The organism is Gordonia sp. NPDC003429 (assembly GCF_053588575.1).
Genome location: NZ_JBSFQF010000004.1, coordinates 81,461 through 96,591, shown reverse-complemented (window position 1 = coordinate 96,591; position 15,131 = coordinate 81,461). Strand labels below are relative to the sequence as shown.

The 15,131-nt window shown below is 68.8% G+C and carries 13 protein-coding genes; 8 read left to right on the top strand and 5 right to left on the bottom strand.

What is annotated here, in order from left to right; genetic code table 11:
* Window positions 1-36: 36 nt before the first annotated feature.
* The 4 genes from ACWDSI_RS07000 to ACWDSI_RS06985 form a co-directional block, all read right to left on the bottom strand.
* Entirely contained in the window at window positions 37-771 is a 735-nt protein-coding gene (locus ACWDSI_RS07000; RefSeq protein ID WP_449756073.1) for a lysoplasmalogenase family protein, read from the bottom strand.
* Entirely contained in the window at window positions 768-1,970 is a 1,203-nt protein-coding gene (locus tag ACWDSI_RS06995) for a lipase family protein (RefSeq protein WP_449756072.1), read from the bottom strand. Before ACWDSI_RS06995 ends, ACWDSI_RS07000 begins: the two co-directional genes overlap by 4 nt.
* Window positions 1,967-2,860, bottom strand: coding sequence for a hypothetical protein (locus tag ACWDSI_RS06990; protein ID WP_449756071.1), 894 nt, complete (start codon window positions 2,858-2,860; stop codon window positions 1,967-1,969). The genes ACWDSI_RS06995 and ACWDSI_RS06990 overlap by 4 nt, the downstream gene beginning before the upstream one ends.
* Window positions 2,861-3,122: 262 nt before the next feature.
* Window positions 3,123-3,935 (bottom strand): Rv1157c family protein, encoded by an 813-nt coding sequence (locus tag ACWDSI_RS06985; RefSeq protein ID WP_449745196.1) that lies wholly within the window; start codon window positions 3,933-3,935, stop codon window positions 3,123-3,125.
* 295 nt (window positions 3,936-4,230) lie between these two features.
* Between ACWDSI_RS06985 and ACWDSI_RS06980 the strand changes: the two genes are divergently transcribed.
* From ACWDSI_RS06980 to ACWDSI_RS06955, 6 genes are all read left to right on the top strand, one after another.
* Window positions 4,231-5,262, top strand: coding sequence for a thiamine ABC transporter substrate-binding protein (locus ACWDSI_RS06980; RefSeq protein ID WP_449745195.1), 1,032 nt, complete (start codon window positions 4,231-4,233; stop codon window positions 5,260-5,262).
* Window positions 5,226-6,872 carry an ABC transporter permease gene (locus ACWDSI_RS06975; RefSeq protein WP_449745194.1) on the top strand — a complete coding sequence of 549 codons (1,647 nt, stop codon included), beginning with the start codon at window positions 5,226-5,228 and terminating at the stop codon, window positions 6,870-6,872. The genes ACWDSI_RS06980 and ACWDSI_RS06975 overlap by 37 nt, the downstream gene beginning before the upstream one ends.
* On the top strand, window positions 6,869-7,882 hold the full coding sequence (locus tag ACWDSI_RS06970) for an ABC transporter ATP-binding protein (RefSeq protein WP_449745193.1): 1,014 nt from the start codon (window positions 6,869-6,871) through the stop codon (window positions 7,880-7,882). The genes ACWDSI_RS06975 and ACWDSI_RS06970 overlap by 4 nt, the downstream gene beginning before the upstream one ends.
* Window positions 7,879-8,289: an NUDIX domain-containing protein gene (locus ACWDSI_RS06965; RefSeq protein WP_449745192.1), complete on the top strand. Its 411-nt coding sequence runs from the start codon at window positions 7,879-7,881 to the stop codon at window positions 8,287-8,289. The genes ACWDSI_RS06970 and ACWDSI_RS06965 overlap by 4 nt, the downstream gene beginning before the upstream one ends.
* Before the next feature lie 197 nt (window positions 8,290-8,486).
* Window positions 8,487-9,866: a lipase family protein gene (locus ACWDSI_RS06960; protein WP_449745191.1), complete on the top strand. Its 1,380-nt coding sequence runs from the start codon at window positions 8,487-8,489 to the stop codon at window positions 9,864-9,866.
* A gap of 153 nt (window positions 9,867-10,019) precedes the next feature.
* A complete protein-coding gene (locus ACWDSI_RS06955) occupies window positions 10,020-10,826 on the top strand; it encodes an EamA family transporter (protein WP_449745472.1) in 807 nt (268 codons plus the stop codon).
* A 25-nt stretch (window positions 10,827-10,851) separates the two neighbouring features.
* Here the strand turns inward: ACWDSI_RS06955 and ACWDSI_RS06950 are convergent, their stop codons facing one another.
* Complete coding sequence (locus ACWDSI_RS06950) at window positions 10,852-11,028, bottom strand: hypothetical protein (protein WP_449745190.1); 177 nt, start codon at window positions 11,026-11,028, stop codon at window positions 10,852-10,854.
* Between the two features lie 166 nt (window positions 11,029-11,194).
* On the opposite strand from ACWDSI_RS06950, the gene typA reads away from it, so the two are divergent.
* Window positions 11,195-13,120: a translational GTPase TypA gene (typA, locus tag ACWDSI_RS06945; RefSeq protein ID WP_449745189.1), complete on the top strand. Its 1,926-nt coding sequence runs from the start codon at window positions 11,195-11,197 to the stop codon at window positions 13,118-13,120.
* Between the two features lie 203 nt (window positions 13,121-13,323).
* The gene (locus ACWDSI_RS06940; RefSeq protein ID WP_449756207.1) at window positions 13,324-15,123 is read left to right on the top strand and encodes an ABC transporter family substrate-binding protein; all 1,800 of its coding nucleotides are present in this window, start codon (window positions 13,324-13,326) and stop codon (window positions 15,121-15,123) included.
* Window positions 15,124-15,131 lie beyond the last annotated feature (8 nt).

Below are 15,131 nucleotides of genomic sequence, written 5' to 3'. Positions count from 1 at the left end.
CCGCACCAGAGGTTGCCGATTGACGCGCCGGGCGCGTCAATCGGCAACTCTTGTCGAGGCGGGTACGCCTGCGGCCAGCCCGCCGACGAGCAGCGCCTGTGCGGCGAAGTAGGTTGCCAGCACGAGTAACTCGCTGATCTTCCGGGCGCGCTGATTGCTGATGAGGTGCCTGCGGTTGAGAATCGTCAGGTCTGAGACGAGAAACAGCCAGCCACCGCGCCGCATTCGCGGCTGCGGTGCGGGGATGTCGCCGGCGAGGGTGGCCATCGTCGCCAATGTCGTCCCGTAGGCGCCGAGCGCGGGCAGTAGCCCCGGACGATGCGTGGCGATCACCGCGGCCGATTCGGCGAGCATCATCGTCCGCGGCGCCGCCGAGGCGAGCCGGTATCGCGCGCCCCGACGCACCATCAGTGCGCAATAGCAGAGCTGCGAGCCGGCGAAGAACAGCGCACCGCGGGCAAGGTGACGGTCCTTGGCGCGCCAGTCCGCCTGTCCGTCAACGGATTCGGTCAGGTCGGTGAACTCCTCGACCAGCATGGCCCGGTCACCGGCCATCGCCCCGACGATCACCCCGGTGAGCAGCACGTTGTCGAGCGCGGATCGATGCGTGCGGCCGGCCAACACCCGCATCCCGAGAAGCCCGAGAGGTACGGGTTTGGTCGCTGCCGCCAGTGTGCGCGGGCCGAAAGCGCCCGCGGCGGTGGCCAGACCGGCCGCGGCGAGGTAGCCCACCGCGAACCGCGCAGGCCATCCCCGCAGCCGGTGCGTCACTGCATCAGCCGGTTGACGAACCACCGGAAGTCGTTGGCGGCCATGGCGTCTGCCTGGTCGGCCTGGAACACCAGGTAGGGGCGGGGGGTCACGTGCGAGTCGGCGATGCGCGCGTCGTTGATGTACTTGAACGTCAACGGCACCACCACCGTCGGATCCACCAGGCCCTGAGCCATGAGCACCGGACGGGTGAAGCCGCGCACCGGCAATTCCGATGCGGACTGCAGTACGGCACCGAGTTCGCGGTTGCCCGACAGCGGTTTGCTGAACAGCGATCCCAGCGGTACACCGTCGACCTGCCGGGTGAGTTCGGCGACGCACAGGTCGGCGGCCTTGTTGATCCACTGCCGTCCGGAATCGGTCAGGTAGTCCACCACGTCCACCTCGGGACGGGCACGGCTGATCGCGCTCAGCGTGAACAGGGCATCTGCGGTGAGTCCGGAGGGCATCGTGGTGGTACCGGGACCGAGACGGGTGAGCAGCGTCGAGAACTGGGCCGGGATCGACGATGCGGCCGCGCCACGGAAGTCCAGTCCGGGTCCCTGCAGGGCGGTGGCGATCCGGGCGAGCGCCACCGCGGCGGCCGCTCCCTGTCCCCGTCCGACCACCGCCCACGACCGGGCCAGGTTGTCGGCGATGTCGTGCCCGGCGCGGACAGCGTCGACGATGTTGCGTGCGGTGGCGTCGCTGTCGAAGTACTGCGGCACGCCCTCGGTGCCCAGTCCGGCATAGTCGCTGCTGATCACGGCGTAACCACGGCCGAGCCATGTCTTCGCCTGGTCGAGGTCCTCGGCCGTCGGGTGAGTGGTGGGTGCGCAGGTATCGGCGAGACCCCGCGAGCCGTGGGCCCATGCGACGACGGGGTAACCGCCGGCCGGTGCCGGAGTGAACGGGAGCAGCAGGACGCCGCTGGACAGGTGCGGTTTGTCGTCGGCGCCGGTGCTCCAGTAGGTGAAGATGTTGCCACTCGCCGCTCCCGGCACGAGGTTCGCCCGGGGGATCTGTCGGTTCGCGAAGACTGTCCCGGCCTTACCGGGGGCGGGGGCGGGGTCGGAGGCGCTGGAGGTGCTCGGGCTCGGCGTGCTGGTGGTCGGGGCGCCGTGCGCGGATCCGCCCGCCAAGGTCATGCCGATCGCTGCGGCGGCGGCGATCGCCGTGCACATCCACGCCCTGCCCCGGGTGATACCGGTGGTGCTCATGGTGCAGTGACCACACCGATCGCCGGGAGGAAGTAGCAGGTTCGCCCGTTGTTGCCGGACGTGCCGTAGATCGCCGACAGAATGGTGCCACTGCCGGTCTTCACCGGTGCCAGTCGCACCCCGGCGAGCGGCGGCAGCACCGATCGCGCCCTCGCGTCGACCGGTTGCAGTTCGGCGAAACCGCCCTGCAGGGTGTTGGTGTTGAACCACGCCACCTGCATATGCCCGTCACCGTTGGCGTCGGGGGATGCCGGCACAAACGCGTACGCGGTTTCGCCCTGCTCCACCAGATTCAGTTTCTCGGGGAGTTTGATACCGGGTACCAGGTTGAGCAGCGGCTTGAGCGGGTCGATGACCTTCATGGGTTCCTCTTTGGCCGGCCACGGGCCCGGTACGGCTCCCGCGCCGGCGGTGACCAACCCGAGTGGATTGTCGGCGGTGGGATCAGTGCACAGCGGTGCAATCGACGGGGAGAACGGCTGGATTCCCAACGACTTGAGGATGCTCATGGTGTCGGCCGCGGCCACCGGACGGGCCGCCGTCGGCGCCGACACCGTCGTCCCGCCGAGCTGACTCGACAGCGCACTGAGCTTGTTGACCACGTCCTGCGTCGACATCTGTCCGAGCGACGACTTCACGGCCTCCGCGGCCTGCAGGGCGATCTTGTCGGCGCCGGCCGCTTTGAGTGCCTTGACCGCCTCGGCGAGTTCGTGGTCGAGGGGCCCTGCGCCGAGCGACGGGGAGGTCGGCGACAGCGTGCTCGGGGCGCCCGGCGCTGCAGAGGCATCGGCAGGGACCGAGGCCAACCCGGCCACGATCGCCATCGACGCGACAGTGGCACCCAGGCGTGCGGTGCGACGCAGAGGTGTGCGGCGGGAGCCTGCGGTCATGATCACTCCTTGAGACGAGCCGAAACGGCCCCACGAGCGATGGGGCGCATGTGACTGGTGTTGCTCAAGTTAAAAGAGACCACGTTTGAGCTGTCGACTTCAAGTCGTGAAGCCGACCTGTGACGTGGCCGCTACCGAGGGGCGACCGCCGTCGAACGACTCGGCCGTCGGTACCCCGCAGACGAGACACCCTCGCGTGGCGAGGCCACACGAGGGTGTTCTGAGTGCATCGGAGACGTGTGCGTATCCGCGCGGGCCGCCTTTAGATGATGGCGAGTCCGATGGTCGGCACGATGGTGCAGGAGATGACGCGACCCTTCATCTTGGTGGTGACGTCGCCGTAGATCGTGGAGATCAGCCGACCCTTGCCGGGCGTCGCGATCCCGGTGAACGTGCCCGGACCCGCCGCGGCATTGATCAGCGGATTGCGCTTGAGCTGCAGTTGGCCGGTGCGTCCGTTGTCGATGTTGATCCAGCTGACCCAGAGCTTGCGCACCGGATTGTTGATCGCCGGGCCCGTACCGAGACTGGTGTAGACATACCCGGCCTGTCCGCGCTTGGGTCCCGGCGCCGGAGCCTTCTGCGGACCCGCGGTGACCAGTGCTCGGCCGAGTGAATTGCCGCCGTCCGGCATGCAGCCGAAACCGAGTGTGGGATAGAGGAATTCCTGAATGCGCGGCGCGTTGGGCCCCTGCGGGATCTCGGGCTCACCGGGCTTGGCCACCTCGGCGACCTGTTGCTGACGCAGCATCTGCCGGCGCCCGGGTTCGCCCATGAAATCGATGATCGCGCGCCACGTCGAGGCCACCTGCGGGGGCATCCCCGGCTGTGCTGCCATCGTGCGCGCCTGGTCGAGTAGCTGCGCGTTGATCTTGCCGTCCGGGCCCGGGGTGGTGACCGAGCCGATGATCGCCGGGGCGAACGCGCCGAGCGAGTCCAGGGTGCGCTGGTCGACCTTCGGGGCGGGGGCCGGCGCCGCCGACGCGATGGCCGGAGCGGCGAGCGACGCCGCGAGGGCGAACGTGGCTGCGACGGTGGCCAACCGTGCTCGACGGGTCAGTGCTGACAAACGCACGTGGGTTCCTATCGGTTGTCGGTGGGGCGGACCCGCCGGTGACGCCGAGTGCCGCGGGTCATTCTAAGCAGCCGGGGCTAGGCGATGTCCAGGCAGCCTAACCCCGATCCTGTGTGACAACTGAGACTATTGATTCAATTGTTACCAATGTTACGAACGGGCCTTGTGTCGTGGGGCACCCGCCGAACTGGTTAGATCGACAGCAGTCGTATCGCGCGACCGCTGTGCAGGGTTACACCGACATCGGGTGTGGTGAGGAGGCCGGGTGGCCGAGCAGACCGGAGGGGTTCGATCGATGTCCGCCACACGGATCGGACGGGCCGCAGTGCTGGCCGTGGCGGTGGTGACCGGCGTGTCCCTGGTGTCTGCCTGCGGTGATGACACCGGATCGGCCACTGCGGTCACGATGCTCACACACGATTCGTTCAGCCTGCCCCAATCGGTGTTCGATGCGTTCACCAAACAGACCGGTCTCACCCTGAAGGTGGTCAAATCCGGCGACGCCGGCCAACTCGCGTCGACGATCTCGCTGACCCCTGGATCGCCCAAGGCCGACGTCGTCTACGGCATCGACAACACCTTCGCCTCACGTCCGGTGGAGGCGGGTGCGCTCGAGCCGTACACGCCGCCGGCGGCGGCCGACGGTGCCGCCGACTACGCGCTGCCCGACACCAACGGGGAACTGACCGCCGTCGACCGCGCCGACGTGTGCCTCAACGTCGACGACGAGTGGTACCGCACCAAGGCGCAGCCGGCACCGACGAGTCTTCGCGATCTGCGCGAGCCCACGTTCGCCGCACAGGCGGCCCTGCTCGACCCGGGCACGTCCTCGCCCGGAATGGCGTTCCTGCTCAGCACGATCGGTGTGTTCGGCAACAAATGGCTGTCCTACTGGAAGCAGGTTGTCGCGGGTGGCGCCACGATCGTCTCGGGATGGGAGATCGCCTACAACCAGTTGTTCACCGCCGGTGAGGGCCGGGGCAGCAAGCCCATCGTGTTGTCCTATGCGTCGTCGCCGGCCGCGACGCCCGGGACCAGTGCGTTGCTCGACGGCTGTTTCCGTCAGGTCGAATACGTCGGTGTGCTCAAGGGCGCGACGAATGCCGCAGGTGCCCGCAAAGTGGTCGATTTCATGCTCAGTCCCACTGTTCAGCGGGCTCTTCCGTCGGCCATGTACGTCTATCCGGTGCAGCGCAACACCCCGTTGCCCGACGGCTGGGCGCAACGTGCACCGGTGCCGCAGTCCACGGTGACCCTGCCGCCCGCCTACATCGCGCAGAACAGGGAAACGTGGCTCGAGCAGTGGCGCGCCGCCGTGGGGCGGTGAGCGGCGGCCGGGTCGGTCCGTGGCTCCTCGCTGTGGTGCCCACCGCGTTCATCGGGCTGCTGTTCGTGTGGCCGGTGGCCGCGCTCGTGCGCCGCGCGATGACCACCGCCGGTGACGGGGGATCGCACTCGCTCGCAGAGCTGTTGCGGCGCACACACGCCGCGCACCTTCTGGCGGTCACCCTCGGGCAGGCCGCCGCATCCACCGTCCTCGCCCTGCTCGTCGCCGCCCCCATCGTGTGGCTCTACGTCCGTTCCGGCGGTGTCGGCACGATCGTGCTGACCGTGGTGGTGACGATCCCGTTCGTGCTGCCCACGGTGGTGGTCGGCGTCGCGTTCCGCGCCGTACTCGACGGCCCCTTGGCGTTCGCGCACATCGGCTCCGGATGGTGGGCGGTGCTGCTGGCGCATGCCTTTCTCAACGTCGCCGTGTTCGTACGGGTGGTCGGCGCAGCATGGCGATCCCTCGACACGCGCGCGGTCGATGCCGCACGCACCCTCGGTGCAGGGGAATGGCGGGCCTGGCGCACGGTGGTGGCGCCCCGGCTGTTGCCGCCGACCGCCGCCGCGGCCACGCTGGTGTTCCTGTTCTGCTCCACCAGTTTCGGCGTCATCATCATTCTCGGTGGCGGCACGCTGCGCACCGTCGAAACCGAGATCTACACGCAAGCCATCGGCTACTTCCGCATTCCCGAGGCCGTGGCGCTCTCGATGCTCCAGATCGTGGTGGTCATCGCAGCATTGCTGGTCAGTGTGCTCGCCGGTGGCCGGGCCGGGCCGGGCACCGCCCGGGCATACACCCGACGACGTCCCATCAGCGGGGCGACGTGGGTCGCAGTGGTCGCCGTGTCGGCGTGGACGACCGTGGTTCTCGTCGGCCCTGTGCTCGTCCTCGCGCTGCGGTCGGTGCGGCCCCGAGCCGGTGGCGACTGGACGCTGTCCGGCTACCGCGCACTGGCCGAGCCGGTCAATGGTGTGACACCGCTTGCCTCGCTGCGCTATTCGCTGATCACCGCCACACTCGCGATGGTGATCGCCGTGTGCGTGGGCTCGCTCGCCGCGCTCGCGCTGCACCGTACGCGGGGTGCATTGCGTTCGGTGGGAGAGGTTCTCGGGATGATCCCGCTCGGATTGAGCGCGGTGACCCTGGGGTTCGGTTATCTCCTCGTGCTGGCGGCGATGCCCGCGCGGATCGCGTCGTCGCCGCTGGTGATCCCGTGTGTGCAGGCGCTGATCGCAATACCGGTGGTGATCCGCATCGTGATCCCGGCGCTGGAGTCGGTGCCGCCGCGGCAACAGCAGGCGGCAGCCACCCTCGGCGCCGGACCGATCCGTGTATTCGCCACGGTCGATGCCCCCGTCATCGGCCGATCCGTTGCCGCCGCGGGTGGATTCGCCTTCGTGATGGCGCTCGGTGAATTCGGCGCCACCAGCTTTCTGGCGCGTGCAGACACCACCACACTGCCCGTGCTCATCGGATCGGCGCTCAACCGGCCCGGGGCGTCGAATCTCGCCACCGCGATGGCGGCATCGATGGTGTTGGTGGCTGCCACCTCGGTGGCCGTCCTCGCGGTCGAGGCATTGCGGCCACGATCGGGCGTGTTGCTGTGACGCTCGAACTCGACCGACTGCGGGTGAGCTACGGCGCCGAGTCGGTGATCGACGATCTGAGCTGGCGGGTGGGCGACGTAGCGCCGGTGACCGCACTGCTCGGTCCGTCGGGGTGCGGCAAATCGACCCTGATCCGTGCGGTGGCCGGATTGGAGCGGCCCGCGGGCGGCCGCATCCGCTTCGACGAAGTCGATCTCGAGGGCGTTCCTGCGCACCGTCGTGACTTCGGGGTGGTGTTCCAGGATGGCCAACTGCTGGGCGGACGCACCGTGGGCGCCAACGTCGCCTACGGACTGCGAGCCCGACGCGTGCCGCGCGCCGAGCGGACGCGCCGGGTTGCGGAGATGCTGGAACTCGTGCAGTTACCCGGCTTCGAGGACCGGCGGGTGGAGGAACTCTCCGGCGGGCAGGCCCAGCGCGTCGCGCTGGCACGTGCGCTGGCACCGAGACCCCGACTGTTGTTGCTCGATGAACCCCTGGCCGCCCTCGATCGGGCACTGCGCGACGAACTCGCCCTGCAGATCCGCGAGATCGTTTGTGCCAGCGGAACTCCGACAATCATGGTGACCCACGATCACACCGAGGCCGCGGTGATGTCCGATGTGATCGCGGTGATGCGGAACGGCCGGATCGTGCAGTCGGCGCCACCGGCGGGTTTGTGGAAGGCGCCCGTCGACGAGTGGACCGCGCGGTTCCTCGGCTGCACCACGATCGTGGCCGCACACCGTGTCGGCGCCCGGGTGGCGACCCCGTTGGGCGAGGTCGATCTTGACGTCCCGTGGTCGGAGGGGCTCCTGGGGTTACGGGCGGAGTCGGTGCGTGTCATGACGACCCGCGAGACCGGTGTGACCGCAACCGTTCTCGTCGCCGCGGATCTGCCCACCGGGACCCGCTTGCGTCTGTCGACCGCCGGTGGCGACCTCGACGCCGTGGCCGACGGGCCGGTCGAGGCGGGCGACGAGGTGAGTGTCCGGCTGGTGCCCGAGCGGATCGCGGTGATCGCGTCGTGAGCGGACGCGTGGTGGTGGCCGGGGCGGTGCTGGCGACGTCGGATGATCGAATTCTGTTGGCGCAGCGCCGCTATCCGCCGGAGGTGGCCGGATTGTGGGAGTTGCCCGGCGGCAAGGTGGAGGACGGGGAGGACCTCGCGGCGGCGTTGCGTCGCGAACTGCTCGAAGAACTCGACGTGCTGGTGGAACCCGGTGTGCGTCTCGAGGTTCAGGTCCCACTCTCGGCGGACCTCACCCTGATCGCGATGTGGGCTCGGATCGTCGGGGGGACGGTGCGACCACTCGATCACGCGGCCGTCGCCTGGGTGGACGCCGCGCGATTGCGGCGCCTGGCCGAACTCGGGCAGATCGTGCCCGCCGACACCGCGTGGTTGCCCGAGATCCTGGCCGTTCTCGAAGGCACCTGACCCGTGAGTGTCACGACGCGGCAACGGGTATGTAGTCCGTTCGGGTTCAAAGCAGCGTTCGGGTCGACGCGCATTCTCGGATCTCGCTAGTGTCAGACACCGACGAACAGGCGCCACGACCAGGGATCACGAGTCGTGGCGCCCTTTGGTGACTACCGAGGGATTCGGGGGGCAACGTGGCGATGACGGGTTGGCACATGGGGACTGCCCGCCGGACGGTGATGAGTGTGCTGGCGGCATCGATCGCCGTGGTGATGAGCGTGGGTGCGATCGGCGTCGCGGCCGCCGCACCGACGGGATCGTCGGGTGGCAACGGATCATCGACGGGCAGCGCCGGTGTGGACACGAGTTTCTACACTCCGCCGTCGGGGCCTCTGCCCGCGCCCGGGACCCTGTTGAAGACGGCTCCGATGTCGACGTTCATCACAGTGCCGAGTGCCTGGGGCCGGGTTCCGGCGCGGGCCACGCTCATCATGTATGTGACCACCGACGCGCTCGGCCACAAGACCGCGGTGAGCGGCTACTACCTGCAGCCTGCGCGGGCGTGGAAGGGACCCGGCCCCCGGCCGCTCGTGTCGTACGCGCCGGGAGCGCACGGGCAGGGCGACCAGTGCGCACCGTCGCGGGTGCTGCAGTCGGTCACCGTGTCCTCACCCGGTGGCCCGATGGCCGAGATCGAGTCGCTGATCACCTACAACCTGGTCGCCAAGGGATACGGGGTGGTCAGCACCGACTACATCGGACTCGGCACGCCGGGGGTACACACCTTCGGTATCCGCGTCGACCAGGCAAACGCTGTCATCGACGCCGCCCGCGCGGCGCTGACACTTCCCAACGTCGACCCCCACACCAAGGTGGCGCTGGCGGGGTATTCCCAGGGCGGCGCGGCCACCGCGGCCGCGGCGGAAATCATCGACGACTACGCTCCCGAACTCAGGAAGCAGGTGGTCGGCATCTATGCGGGCGGCGCGCCGACCAATCTGCGTTCGCTCCTCGACTACCTCGACGGCAACCGGCTCGGCGGAGCGATCGCGTGGGCCATCAACGGTGCGACGGCGCGCTATCCGGAGATCGCCACGCTCGTGCCCGGCTTGCTCAACGCCGAAGGCAAGAGGGTCATGGCCTCCACCAAGGATCAGTGCATCGTCGCGGTGAGTCTGCTCGGCGCGCCGAAGACCAGTAGCTGGACCGCGAGCGGCAAGAAGATCGGCGAGATCATCGACGAGAACCCGGCGCTGGCCAAGCGTGTCGACGAACAACGGGTGGGCATGCTGCCGCCCACCTCGATCCCGATCCTGTTGTCGGCCAACCCCGTCGATCCGACCGTACCCAAGTTCCAGGGCGATCAGCTCTACGGGGACTGGTGCGCCAAGAATCCCGCCTCGCTCGAGTACAGATACATCCGGTTCCCGGTACTCGGCGGCACCCCGCTCGGGCACATCGCCGGCGGTGTCGCCGGATTCAACGAGGCGTTCGGTTGGCTCGCCGATCGTTTCGCGGGCAAACGGGCGGTCACCGGGTGCGTGAAGGCCGGGGAGTCCAACGGTTCGTCGACGGGCTCGGCCGGGTCCTCTTGACCTGCCGATGGCTCGGAGTCCGCACAGGACAGCGGCCACTGGCAGGGCGCCCGAACCATCGGCGCGTCCGGGGTAGCGTCGGGCACTGTGATTCGACGACCCCGGCGCCAGACCTGGCGGGCGCCGGTACTCATGGTCGCCGGTGGAACCTCGATGTACCTGGGCGCGGCGATCGCAGTGGTCCTCTTCGACCGCATATCACCGGCCGGGGTGGCATGGATGCGGATCGCCGGGGCCGCGGTGGTCCTCGCCGCGTGGGTCCGGCCCCCGCGCGACGCCTGGACTCCGGGACGTCTGCGCTTGGCCGGCGCGTTCGGGCTCGTCACCGCCGCGATGAACATCGCTTTCTATGAGGCGCTGCACCGCTTGCCGCTCGGGACGGCGGTGGCACTGGAGTTCCTGGGGCCGATCGTGGTGGCCGCTGCCGGGTCGCGCACCCGGCGTGACGTGGCCGTGTTGGTGTTCGCAGTGATCGGGGTGATCCTGATCGTCGACGTGCGGTGGGCCGGGTCGGCCGCGGGAGTGCTGTTCGCCTTGCTCGCCGCGCTGTGCTGGGCAGGCTACATCGTGGCGGGAAAACTTGTGGCGCAACGTGGTTCGGGATTGGAGGATCTCGCCACCGGGTTCGTCGTGGCGGCGGTGGTGACCTCGCCGCTCGCGTTGCTGCTGGGCCCGGCATTCGCGCCGGGTGCCCCCACCGGACGGTTGGTGCTCCTCGGACTCGGACTGGGTGTGGCCTCCACGGCCCTGCCCTACGCGATCGACCAGGTCGTATTGCGATCGGTGGGGCAGGCGGGATTCGCGCTGCTGCTCGCCCTGCTACCGGTGACCGCGGCGGTCGTCGGATTCGTGGTTCTCGGACAACGGCCGCAGCCCGCCGAACTGATCGGCATCGCGCTGGTGGCGTTCGCCGTGGCGGTGCGCGCGCCCGATCCCGGTGCCGATCCCGCCACCGGCTGAGCGACCACCGGCCGGACGTGCGCGGTCAGGCGGCCCGCGCCTTCTTGAGCGCCTTCGACAACTTCTTCTTCGACAACTGCGAGGTGTCGAGTTTGGACATGCGGTTGATGACCACCGGGCAGCGCACACAGCGCGTCGAGCTGCGGCAGCACTTCTTCTTGGGCGTGAGCCCGGCGACCTTTCGCGGGTTCACCTTCGCCATGAGGGCACGGTAACACCGGGGGATCGACGCCGACCCTGATGCTGTGATCGCGATCTCACCGGCACAACCGATACCCTGTACAGGTTGACCGCCGACCGGGAGTCTGCGGCACCGAAGTCCACCGCTGCGGCCCCGCCGCAGCCGCCCCAGCACGAAAGAGAACTCAGTGAGCGCTGCTCCCAACTTCCGCAACGTCGCGATCGTCGCGCACGTCGACCACGGCAAGACCACGCTGGTCGACGCGATGCTCCGCCAGTCCGGGGTGTTCGGTGAGCGTGCCGAACTCGTCGACCGGGTGATGGACTCCGGTGACCTCGAACGCGAGAAGGGCATCACCATCCTCGCCAAGAACACCGCCGTCCACCGCCGCCAGCCCGACGGCACCGAGGTCGTCATCAACGTCATCGACACCCCCGGGCACGCCGACTTCGGTGGTGAAGTGGAGCGCGGACTGTCCATGGTCGACGGCGTGGTGCTCCTCGTCGACGCCTCGGAGGGGCCGCTGCCGCAGACCCGCTTCGTGCTGCGCAAGGCGCTGGCCGCCTCGCTGCCGGTGATCCTGGTGGTCAACAAGACCGACCGTCCCGACGCCCGCATCGCCGAGGTCGTCGAAGAGACGCACGATCTTCTGCTGGACCTGGCCTCCGACCTGCCCGAGGAGGCCGCTGCGGCCGCCGAGCAGGTGCTCGATCTCCCGGTGCTCTACGCCTCGGGTCGCGCCGGTGTGGCCAGCACCGTCGAGCCGGCCGACGGTGAGGTGCCCGAGGGCGACAACCTCGACCCCTTCTTCGACGTGCTCCTCGAGCACGTGCCCGCCCCCAAGGGCGATTCCGACGCGCCGTTGCAGGCGCACGTCACCAACCTCGACGCCTCGCCGTTCCTCGGTCGTCTCGGCCTCGTCCGCATCCACAACGGCACCCTCAAGAAGGGGCAGACCGTTGCATGGATGCGTGAGATCACCAAGGACGACGGCACCGCCGAACCGGTCGTCGAACGTGCCAAGATCACCGAACTGCTCGCCACCGTCGGTGTTGAACGCAGCCCCGCCGAGTCGGCGGTCGCCGGCGACATCGTCGCGATCGCCGGCATCCCGGAGATCATGATCGGCGACACCCTCGCCGACTCCGAGAACCCGGTCGCGTTGCCGCGCATCACCGTCGACGAGCCCGCGATCTCGGTCATCATCGGCACCAACACCTCGCCGCTGGCCGGTCGGGTCAAGGGACACAAGCTGACCGCCCGAATGGTCAAGGACCGTCTCGACACCGAACTCATCGGCAACGTGTCGCTCCGCGTGGTCGACATCAACCGCCCCGACGCGTGGGAGGTGCAGGGTCGAGGTGAACTCGCCCTGGCCATCCTCGTCGAACAGATGCGCCGCGAAGGCTTCGAGCTGACCGTCGGCAAGCCCCAGGTGGTCACCCGCAAGGTCGACGGCAAGGTGCACGAACCCTTCGAGCACCTCACCATCGACGTGCCCGAGGAGTACCTCGGCGCGGTGACCCAGCTGCTGGCCGCGCGCAAGGGCCGGATGGATCAGATGAACAACCACGGGTCCGGCTGGGTGCGAATGGAGTTCACCGTGCCGTCGCGTGGCCTGATCGGCTTCCGCACCGATTTCCTCACCGAAACCCGCGGCACCGGCATCGCCAACGCGGTGTTCGAGGGCTACCACCCGTGGGCCGGTGAGATCCGGGCACGCCACACCGGTTCGCTGGTCAGCGACCGGGCGGGCACGGTGACCCCGTTCGCGATGATCCAGCTCGCCGACCGTGGCACCTTCTTCGTCGACCCGGGTGACGACACCTACGAGGGCCACGTCGTGGGTATCAATCCGCGCGCCGAGGACCTCGACATCAACGTGACCCGCGAGAAGAAGCTCACCAACATGCGGCAGTCGTCGGCCGATGTGATGGAGACGCTGGCCAAGCCGATGCAACTCGATCTCGAGGGTGCGATGGAATTCTGTGCCGGCGACGAGTGTGTCGAGGCGACGCCCGAAGTGGTGCGGGTGCGTAAGGTGCACCTGGATGCGTCGACACGGGCCCGCGAACGGTCACGGGCCAAGTCGCGCGATCAGGCGGCCGGCTGACGGCCGGAGTCCGCGCGGCACGGTCTGCTCGGCGGCCGAGTGTGATGCGCAGGTGAGGCAGAGTCGGACGAGGGTGATGCGTGGTCGGGGGTGATGGAGTGAGGGGCAGGTCGCCGCGGTGGCCGGGTCCGGGCGGACCCGGCGGACGGACGCTGGTGACGCTGCTGCTCACCGCGGTCCTGGCGATCGCGACGTCGGCCTGCATGTCCAACCCGCCGCCGCCGGTTCGCGACACCGCGCCGCCGCCCACACCCACCGAGTACCCCACCGAGAAGACGATCTTCGTCGCCACCGATTCGGTGGGAACGGGTTTCAACCCGCATCTGGGTGCAGATCAGAGTCCGGTCACCACCGCGATCGCCGCGATGACACTGCCGTCGGCGTTCGAGCCCGTGCAAACACCGACCGGGGTGGTGTGGCAGCGGCAGGACGCACTGCTCACCTCCGCCGAGGTGACCGGTCAGGCGCCGTTCACGGTGACCTACACGATTCACACCAACGCCCAGTGGTCCGACGGTCTGCCGGTGACCGGCGACGACTTCAGTTACCTCTGGCAGCAGATGTCGCGGCAGCCGAATGTGGTGGCGCCGGCGGGATACCGCCTGATCGACTCGGTGGAGACCAGTTCGGGCGGCAAGGTGGTCACCGTGAAGTTCGCCCGGCCGTATCCGGCGTGGCGGGAGTTGTTCAACTGGCTGCTGCCCAGTCACGTACTCAAGGGCGCGCCCGCGGGATTTCAGACCGGTATGGACAGCGGCAAACCGGTATCGGCGGGACCGTTCTCGGTGTTCTCGATCGACACCACGCGCGACGAGGTGCGGCTCATCCGCAACGACCGCTACTGGATGAAACCCGCCAACCTCGACCAGGTGGTGCTACGCCGCGCGGGCACCGCGTCGCAGATGGTCGAGTCGGTGCGATCGGATGCCTCGGCGATCGCCACCCTCGGTATGGGACAGGCGACAAGCGCAGAGCTCGCCGCCGTCCCCGGTGTCGTCACGCAACGCAGCCTGACGTCGCGATCCCTGGGCATCAGCGTCAACTCCAGGACACCGGTGATGGGTTCCGTCGCCGTACGCAGGGCAATCCTCGGCATGATCGACCCCACGCTCACCACGTACTCCGCCGCAGGCGACTGGATTGTGGAGCCGTATGCGAACACGGTGCTCGCACCGTCGGACCCGGGGTACTTTCCGGTGACACGCAACCGCCCCGGGCCCGCCGGGATCGACGACCTGCTCGCTTCGGCGGGATACCGGCGCGCCCCGGCCGTCGCCGGTGCGCCGACCCGGACTCCGGGATCGGCGACGACGTCGCAGGAGCCCTCGTCGAGCCCGGCGTCGTCACCCGAGTCCGCCCCGGAGGGCGAGACCGGGTCGGGGATCGGTCCGGTACCCGACGGAGTGACGCCGTTTCAGAAGGACGGTCGGGATCTCGTTGTGCGGGTCGGTGCCATCAGCGGGGATGTCCGGTCGATGTCGGCGGCGGCCAACGTGGTCGACCAACTGCGCGGCGCCGGAGTACGCGCCGGGGTGGTGTCTTTGCCCAGCAATGAGCTGTACGGGGTGGCACTGACCGAGTCGAAGGTCGACGTGGTGGTCGGCTGGAGCGGACTCGGTGTGCCACCTGCCGCGGCGTTCGCCTCGCAGGTGGACTGCGATCAGCCCAAACCGGGGACCGCGCCGTCGCTGAGCACCCCGCCCACGCCCACCAGCGTGGCGCCCGGGCAGGATGCCGCCCCCGCACAGGACGTGTACGCGAGCAATCCGTCGGGGCTGTGCGACCCGGTGCTGATCGGCATGGCGCGCGAGGCGATGTCGGCGCCCGATCCCACCCCGCAATTGGTCGAGGCCGAACCGCTGCTCGCCGCACAGGCCATCTACCTGCCGCTCTACCAGGACAGCATGCTGGTCGGCGTCACCCCCAAGGTACGCGACGTGCCGCTGTCGGGGCCGATCCAGGTGTCGATCTATGGCACGGCGCAGACGTGGGCGCTGCGATGACAGGGGTG

Excerpts from the sequence above, each read along its gene's own strand:
- ACWDSI_RS06940 (WP_449756207.1), top strand. The coding sequence starts at position 13,324 with ATGTCCAACCCGCCGCCGCCGGTTCGCGACACCGCGCCGCCGCCCACA.
- ACWDSI_RS06980 (WP_449745195.1), top strand. The coding sequence starts at position 4,231 with ATGTCCGCCACACGGATCGGACGGGCCGCAGTGCTGGCCGTGGCGGTG.
- ACWDSI_RS06960 (WP_449745191.1), top strand. The coding sequence starts at position 8,487 with ATGGGGACTGCCCGCCGGACGGTGATGAGTGTGCTGGCGGCATCGATC.
- ACWDSI_RS06950 (WP_449745190.1), bottom strand. The coding sequence starts at position 11,028 with ATGGCGAAGGTGAACCCGCGAAAGGTCGCCGGGCTCACGCCCAAGAAG.
- ACWDSI_RS06995 (WP_449756072.1), bottom strand. The coding sequence starts at position 1,970 with ATGAGCACCACCGGTATCACCCGGGGCAGGGCGTGGATGTGCACGGCG.
- ACWDSI_RS06990 (WP_449756071.1), bottom strand. The coding sequence starts at position 2,860 with ATGACCGCAGGCTCCCGCCGCACACCTCTGCGTCGCACCGCACGCCTG.
- ACWDSI_RS06955 (WP_449745472.1), top strand. The coding sequence starts at position 10,020 with ATGTACCTGGGCGCGGCGATCGCAGTGGTCCTCTTCGACCGCATATCA.